The sequence below is a fragment of the Fulvivirga aurantia genome (assembly GCF_009711475.1).
Taxonomy (GTDB): domain Bacteria; phylum Bacteroidota; class Bacteroidia; order Cytophagales; family Cyclobacteriaceae; genus Fulvivirga; species Fulvivirga aurantia.
The window spans coordinates 1-4337 of sequence record NZ_SMMD01000721.1; the positions used below are offsets into that span (position 1 = coordinate 1).

Annotated in this window: 6 protein-coding genes; 3 read left to right on the plus strand and 3 right to left on the minus strand. The window is 37.1% G+C overall.

Annotated features, from left to right (window positions below; all coding sequences use genetic code 11):
• The 3 genes from E1176_RS20610 to E1176_RS08235 all read left to right on the plus strand — a co-directional run.
• On the plus strand, positions 1-826 hold an 826-nt coding region (locus E1176_RS20610; RefSeq protein WP_246205970.1), incomplete at its 5' end, for a hypothetical protein.
• Positions 827-843: 17 nt separating this feature from the next.
• The gene (locus E1176_RS08230) at positions 844-1275 is read left to right on the plus strand and encodes a hypothetical protein (protein WP_155210132.1); all 432 of its coding nucleotides are present in this window, start codon (positions 844-846) and stop codon (positions 1273-1275) included.
• A 60-nt stretch (positions 1276-1335) separates the two neighbouring features.
• Complete coding sequence (locus E1176_RS08235; RefSeq protein WP_155210133.1) at positions 1336-1977, plus strand: alpha/beta hydrolase; 642 nt, start codon at positions 1336-1338, stop codon at positions 1975-1977.
• Between the two features lie 3 nt (positions 1978-1980).
• On the opposite strand, the gene E1176_RS08240 is transcribed toward E1176_RS08235, so the two are convergent.
• Genes E1176_RS08240 through ubiE form a run of 3 tightly spaced genes read right to left on the minus strand, consistent with a single transcriptional unit; the run spans position 1981 to position 4153 of the window.
• Complete coding sequence (locus E1176_RS08240) at positions 1981-2742, minus strand: SDR family NAD(P)-dependent oxidoreductase (RefSeq protein ID WP_155210134.1); 762 nt, start codon at positions 2740-2742, stop codon at positions 1981-1983.
• The gene (gene porT / locus E1176_RS08245) at positions 2742-3482 is read right to left on the minus strand and encodes a type IX secretion/gliding motility protein PorT/SprT (protein ID WP_155210135.1); all 741 of its coding nucleotides are present in this window, start codon (positions 3480-3482) and stop codon (positions 2742-2744) included. The genes E1176_RS08240 and porT overlap by 1 nt, the downstream gene beginning before the upstream one ends.
• Positions 3431-4153, minus strand: a complete 723-nt coding sequence (gene ubiE, locus E1176_RS08250) for a bifunctional demethylmenaquinone methyltransferase/2-methoxy-6-polyprenyl-1,4-benzoquinol methylase UbiE (RefSeq protein WP_155210136.1) — start codon at positions 4151-4153, stop codon at positions 3431-3433. The genes porT and ubiE overlap by 52 nt, the downstream gene beginning before the upstream one ends.
• Positions 4154-4337: the final 184 nt, after the last annotated feature.

Sequence of the window (4337 nt, forward strand, 5' to 3'; positions counted from 1 at the left end):
TTTTTTACAAAGTCTTGATTCCGCTGCTGTAGAAGAAGGACCGGCTGTATCGGAAGAAGTGATTAGTAGCATAATCCAGCAAATACCTTCACCATTAGAAATTTCAGTACTTCTGAAAGAATCAGGTACTAAGTATGACAGGAGCCTGTTGAACTCACCTGACAACATTTCTAAATACAATAGCAACTATCGAAAAGCTCTTAACCTTGGGATTTATGGTACAGACCTTGGTTATACCAACATCTATGAGCAAAACCAGGATGGCTTAGACTACATGACGGCCATTAAGGAGCTAGCTGATGGTTTAAGTATAGGTCAGTTTTTTGATATAGAAACTATTGGAAGACTGGCTACGAATAGCAAGAATTTAGATTCTTTATTGCTAATCACTACTAAAAACTTCAACAGCATCAACCATTATCTTCAAGAGCAAAATAGAGCTAACTTGAGCGTACTGCTTCTTACAGGAGGCTGGATGGAAGCCATGCATATTACATGTCAGGTTTCTGTAAAAGACCCTTCTAACAAAGAATTACAGGAGAAAATAGGTGAGCAGAAGATTATTTTAGAAAACATTGTACTCCTACTTTCATACTACAAAGATGTGGATGCAAACATGGCATCACTTTTGTCTGACATGAAAGAACTCCAGGATGAGTACGAAAATATTGAGATCATTAAGACCTACAAAGAATCTACATTTGAGATTGTAGATGGTGTAATGGTTATCAAAGACAATAGTTCAAGTGAAATTAAAATCACGCAGGAGAACGTTGAAAATATCAAGAATATCATTAGTTCTGTGCGTAAAAAAGTTATTAGTTAGAGGAAAATCAGCGTAATATGAAAAAGGCGATCTATACAGTGTTTATTTTGGGTGCACTATTTTTTATGTCAGGCAATGTTAATGCTCAGTGTAATACTGATGCTTTCACAGATGCTTGCATACCCAAATTAGCCTCAGGTTTCAACTTCCTGAAAGCTTACAAGATTGACGGTCAAGGAGGTTCTAAGACCAAAGTTGAGTATTCCTATGTATTTACAAAAGGCACACAATATATGATAAATGTGTGTGCTACCGGAGAAAATACTGATGGTATAGTAGTATCTCTTTTCGATAGCAATAGAAATAAAGTTGCAAGTAGTAAAATCAACGGTCAGTATATTTCTGCCATTGCTTATCCTTGTAACACTACTGGTATCTACTATATTCAGTACACCTTTGATAACTCAACCCAGTTCTGCGGAGGCAGTGCACTAGGGTTTAAGAGATAATATTTGTATAAATCATATTTAAAAAGCAGGCTAAACAGTCTGCTTTTTTTATTTCCCAAAATGAAACAACACTATACCATATTTGAACATAAGGCTCGGTTTTTCCAGTTGGGTGACTTTAATGCTCAGACGAAAAATTTAATTTTTGTACTGCATGGTTACGGACAGCAAGCCAAGTACTTCATTCAGAAATTTAAGGGCATAGATGATGGAAATAATTGCATTGTTGCTCCTGAAGGCTTGTCACGCTTTTACCTTGAGGGGTTTAGTGGTCGAGTAGGCGCCACCTGGATGACAAAAGAAGACCGACTGACTGATATTGATAATTACATTAACTACCTGGATGCTGTATATGAGACATTTCAGGATCAATTAAATGGTCTGGTAAAGGTAAGCATTATCGGTTTTTCACAAGGAGCGGCTACTGCTTCACGTTGGTTAGCCAATACTCATGCACATGTAAATCAACTAATATTATGGGCAGGTATCTTCCCTCCTGATCTTGATTATGATTTGATTGGCAATAAATTCAAGTCCATTGATATCAAATATGTATATGGCCTTCAAGATCCATTTTTAAATGATAACAGAATTGAAGAAATGAGGAAAATCTCCAGTCATTTGATGGTAGAACCTCAAACCATCACTTTTAAGGGTGAGCACAATATAGATACTGAAGTGCTTAAGGAAATATTCGGGTAGTTACTACTTTCCGGACTTATCTACGATAGTCGAGCTAGCCTGAGCTGATGGAAAGACAACCATATCACTAATATTAACGTGATTAGGACGAGTAATTACAAATAGAATGGTCTCTGCTATATCTTCTGCTTGTAACGCTTTGTAGCCCTCATATACTGCCTTGGATCTTGTTTCATCTCCCTTGAACCTTACCATGCTAAATTCTGTCTCTACTAACCCAGGATTAATAGCAGACACCCTTACTCCGGTACCATTTAGATCTAGCCTCATTCCGTTATTAATAGCATCAACAGCGTGCTTAGACGCACAGTATACATTACCATTGGGATATACCTCTTTTCCAGCTATAGACCCAATATTAACAATGTGTCCTGAGTCATTTCTTAACATAATCGGTAAAACTGCTTTAGAAACATAAAGGAGCCCCTTTACATTAATATCAATCATGGCGTCCCAATCATCTACGTCTCCCTCCTGAACCGGAGATAAACCATGCGCATTACCTGCATTATTTACCAGCACATCAATCTTCTTGAATCCAGTCGGTAAGTTATTGATCGCTTCCTGTACTTTTTCCTTATCTCGCACATCAAAAGATGCGGTGTGAACATTGGTTATAGCTTTAAGCTCAGTAGCTATATCATCTAATCGATCAGTTCTTCTTCCACAAATGACAAGGTCAAAGTTATTCTTTGCCAGCAATCGAGCAGTGGCCAGTCCTATTCCTGAAGTAGCACCGGTAATTAATGCGATACGTTTTTGCATTATTGGAAAAGTAAGTAAAGTGTTATGGTATTTGTATTTAATCTATCAATACCTTCACTAAAGAAGTTGGCATCATTTCCCAGCATATTGGTGATACCTCTTGAGAATCTTATCTCTGGAGAAAATTTAAACAAAGGATAATATATATCCAATCCAAAACCAACATCAAGAGATGTGTTAAAGCTTTTAATATTGATGTTGTCCTTACTTACTTCATCAATGTCATTCTTACCAGACGCCTCAATACCAGGCTTTATTCCACCTACAAAATACATTCTGGCATTACCTCTTCTCGCAGATTTGTATTTTAACAATAAGGGAAACTCCACTACCGTGGTCTCCACCAACTCATCAACATTTGGATTAACCAACCTTACATATTCAAGATTGTGCTCGTAAAATGATACTTGAGGAAGTAATCGTGCATCTAAATAATCTGCCAGATTAAGATTTACGATAAATCCTAACGTAAACCCTGCAGACCAGGTAGGTGATATAGAGTAAACATCATCTAATTCTTCAGATGTAAATTTCTCAGAATACTTTAATTGGTAGGCTGAAGTATGTACACCGATTAGAAAGCCATAGCTAAGAAAGCGGTTGTCATAATTAGGATTGTTAACCTCTACATTTCGCTGCGCATACCCTGAAGTACCGCATAATAGAAAGCCCAGTAAGAGTAAAAAAGCTATTTTACTCCCGTGTAAATCGAACTTATGCCAAATGTTAAAGGTCTGCATTCAGTGTTTTTAAACCCTACTTTATCTAAGACTTTTAGAAAATTATCACCATCTGGGAATGCTTTTACAGATTCCGGTAGGTAAGTGTAAGCTGCGTTGTCTTTAGAGATCAATCTACCAATTTTAGGTAAAATTGCCTTAAAGTAAAAATTATATATCTGCTTAAAAGGAAATTTGGTCGGTCTGGAAAATTCAAGTACTACAACCTTACCTCCTTCTTTCAATACTCTGAACATGTCGGCAAGACCTTTCTCCAGATTCTCGAAATTCCTTACACCAAATGAAACGATAATGGCATCGAACTTATTGTCTTCGAATAACAGACCTTCTGAGTCTCCCATTCTCAGTTCAATCTTATCCTCGTAGCCTTTCTTCTTCATCTTTTTGCGACCCATTTCCAGCATACCTTCAGAGATATCTACACCGATCACCTTATCAGGATTAAGAGCGAGTGCTTCTATTGCAAAATCACCAGTGCCAGTGGCTATGTCGAGAATAAGTTTAGGGTTATCCTTTTTGAGCATCTTAATGGCCTTTTTACGCCATATAATATCTATGCCCAAACTTAATACGTGATTGAGAAAATCGTATTTGCCACTAATGTTGTTGAACATTTCGGCAACCTGTTCTTTCTTGGCAGTTTTCTTTTCTTTGTAAGGAAGTACAGTCATGTGCTATTTTAGAGTACAAACCATGTGAGGCGAATAAAGTTCGCTTTGGGCTGCAAATATCACACTTAATGGAAGTAAATCCTAATAAATAAAAAAACCTGGCTAAGGCCAGGTTTTATACTTCTTAAGTCTCTTTATTTATTTGGTACTGGCAGATGAACCATCGCCTATAACTCTAAACTCT

Coding starts and splice junctions, on each gene's coding strand:
- E1176_RS08230 (WP_155210132.1), top strand. CDS start 844: ATGAAAAAGGCGATCTATACAGTGTTTATTTTGGGTGCACTATTTTTT.
- ubiE (WP_155210136.1), bottom strand. CDS start 4,153: ATGACTGTACTTCCTTACAAAGAAAAGAAAACTGCCAAGAAAGAACAG.
- E1176_RS08240 (WP_155210134.1), bottom strand. CDS start 2,742: ATGCAAAAACGTATCGCATTAATTACCGGTGCTACTTCAGGAATAGGA.
- porT (WP_155210135.1), bottom strand. CDS start 3,482: ATGCAGACCTTTAACATTTGGCATAAGTTCGATTTACACGGGAGTAAA.
- E1176_RS08235 (WP_155210133.1), top strand. CDS start 1,336: ATGAAACAACACTATACCATATTTGAACATAAGGCTCGGTTTTTCCAG.